Annotated in this window: 2 protein-coding genes; both read right to left on the bottom strand. The window is 60.2% G+C overall.

The window, feature by feature from the left end:
* Window positions 1-144 precede the first annotated feature (144 nt).
* Window positions 145-900, bottom strand: a complete 756-nt coding sequence (gene istB / locus Q1B46_RS22090) for an IS21-like element helper ATPase IstB (protein ID WP_299952055.1) — start codon at window positions 898-900, stop codon at window positions 145-147.
* Complete coding sequence (gene istA / locus Q1B46_RS22085; RefSeq protein WP_299952056.1) at window positions 897-2,342, bottom strand: IS21 family transposase; 1,446 nt, start codon at window positions 2,340-2,342, stop codon at window positions 897-899. The genes istB and istA overlap by 4 nt, the downstream gene beginning before the upstream one ends.
* Window positions 2,343-2,507 lie beyond the last annotated feature (165 nt).

Here is a 2,507-nt window from a genome sequence, read left to right as displayed (position 1 = left end):
TGTCAACGGCGGTGAGAAAGTCGACCACTGGGCGGAGCAAAAGTCGTCCACTGCTTGGGTGACCGGCGCCTTGGCAAACGCGCTCCCAAATAGCTGGCGGTTGCCAAGGCGTCTTGGTCCGCCAGGACCAATCTTTTCTGTGTTTTAGGAGTTCTGCCGGGCCCTGCTCTGTGCCAGGCGATAGCTTTCTCCGTTCATCTCCAGGATGCTGACGTGGTGGGTCAGCCGGTCGAGCAAGGCACCGGTGAGGCGTTCCGATCCGAATGTTTCCGTCCATTCATCGAAGGGCAGGTTCGAGGTAATCAGGATCGAGCCGCGCTCGTATCGTTGGGAGATCAACTCGAACAGCAACTCAGCGCCAGTTTTGCTGAGGGGCACGAAGCCCAACTCGTCGATGATCAGGAGCTTCTGCTTCACCAGCTGTTTCTGAAGGCGTAGGAGCTGGCGCTCGTCGCGGGCTTCCATCAACTCGTGCACGATTGCGGCAGCGGTTGTGAAGCGAACCGCCAGGCCTTTCTGGCAGGCGGCCAGACCGAGGCCGAGCGCCACGTGGGTCTTACCGGTGCCGCTGGGGCCGAGGGCAATGACGTTCTCGCAACGGTCGATCCATTCGCAACGGGCGAGTTCGAGTACCTGCATCTTGTTGAGGCTTGGGATCGCGGCAAAATCGAAGCTATCGAGGCTCTTGGTCGCCGGGAATTTCGCGGCCTTGATCCGGCGTTCGATCATCCGCTGTTCCCGGTCTATGAGTTCGAGCTCGATCAGACGGGCCAGGAACTGGACATGGTCGCGGCCCTCGGCGGCACAGAGCCGGGCCTGCTTGTCGTATTCCCGCAGGATGGTCGGCAGCTTCAGCTTTTTGAGTTGGTGGTTCAGCAGGATTTGTGGCGTCTCCGTCATGTCGAGGCACCTGTTGTCAGGCACATGTAGCTGGCCGGAGATGTCGTCGCCACCTTGGCCCGTGGCAGGAACGGGTAGACATCCAGATTGAGCCTCGGCGGCCGCCGCTCCACGCGACACAGCACCAGATGCTTCACGGCATCAAAACTGATCGCACCCATCTGAAGAGCCGTCTTCACGGCAGCATGAACCTCTTCCATCTCGAAGCTTTCGAGCAGCCGTAGGACCTGCACGTATTCGCGCCGTCCGGCTTTCAGCATGCGTGCCTCCATTAGCTTCTGGAGAGTATCAAACGCCTTGGGAAGCTCCCATCCGGCCAGCGGAGCCGCCTGTTCGAATGCGTTTATCTTCTTCTCAATCAGCGGCAGGTAATGAACCGGATCGAAGACCATGTCCTCGCGGTTGTAGCTGCGAACATGCCGCGCGATGACCTCGCCGCCACATCCGATCACCAGTCGGTCGACATAGGCGCGGATCCAGACATCGCGGTGTCCAAAGGCAACCGGTACGGAATAATCATTGGTCTTGTAACGTACCAACGCGAGCGAACTGACCCGGCCCGTTGCCTGGTCGCAGGCTTCGAAGGACCGGGCGGGAAGCGGCGCCATGATTTCCAGATCGCGTTGAAGCCGCTCTCCAATCGTCTCATTGTGCCCGCGCAGCTTGTCGTTTTGGCGCTTCCGGCACTGCTCTTCGAGCCAGTTGTTGAAGGCATCCCAAGTCGGAAAACTCGGGACCGGCACCATGAAGTTGCGCCGGGAATAGCCAACCAGCCCTTCGACGGACCCCTTGTCGTTGCCCTTGCCAGGACGCCCGTAGCGGTCCCGGATCACGTAATGAGACAGCATCTCGCTGAACAGCCGCGCGCGTCTGCGAGTTCCGTCGGGCTCGATCTTCGCCACAAGGCACCGGTCGTTGTCGTACAGGATCGACTGCGGAACCGCCCCGAAGAACCCAAAGGCATGGACGTGGCCATCCATCCAGGCTTCCGCGGTCGCCGCCGGATAGGCCCGGACGTAGCAGGCGTCGCTGTGCGGCAGATCCAAGGCAAAGAAGTGAGCCTTCTGCTCAATGCCACCGATCACCACCACTGCTTCGCCGAAGTCGGCCTGAGCATGGCCGGGTGCATGATTAAGCGGCACGAACATCTCCCGATGCCGTCGACCATGCTCCCGAACATAGTCCTTGATAATGGTGTAACCACCCTCGAAGCCATGCTCATCGCGCAGGCGTTCGAAGATCCGCTTGGCCGTATGCCGCTGTTTGCGCGGTCGCTGGCGATCTTCCGACAGCCATTGATCGATGATCCTGGTGAACCCATCCAGCTTGGGCCGCCGGATCGGTGCTGACCGCCGGTAGCCGGGCGGGACCGAAAACGCCAAAATCTTGCGAACGCTGTCACGAGATATCCCGAAATGCCGGGCCGCTTCTCGCTGACTCATACCCTCGGCACAGGCCAGACGAACTTTACGATACAAATCCACGGAAAAGATCCTCCCGCCCCCCCTCCGTTACTGAAAGAAGGGCAAAGATGGACGACTTTTACGCCGCCCGCAGCAGGCTCATCCCGCCGCTACCGTGGTCGACTTTCTCACCGCCGTTCTCAA

The sequence above is a fragment of the uncultured Ruegeria sp. genome (assembly GCF_947500045.1).
Classification (GTDB): Bacteria; Pseudomonadota; Alphaproteobacteria; order Rhodobacterales; family Rhodobacteraceae; genus Ruegeria.
Note: the sequence above shows the minus strand (reverse complement) of the source record. Positions and strands in the feature narration are given on the sequence as shown.

What these genes read in the sequence shown, in the direction of transcription:
- istB (WP_299952055.1), bottom strand. Translation starts at nt 900, where the DNA reads ATGACGGAGACGCCACAAATCCTGCTGAACCACCAACTCAAAAAGCTG.
- istA (WP_299952056.1), bottom strand. Translation starts at nt 2,342, where the DNA reads ATGAGTCAGCGAGAAGCGGCCCGGCATTTCGGGATATCTCGTGACAGC.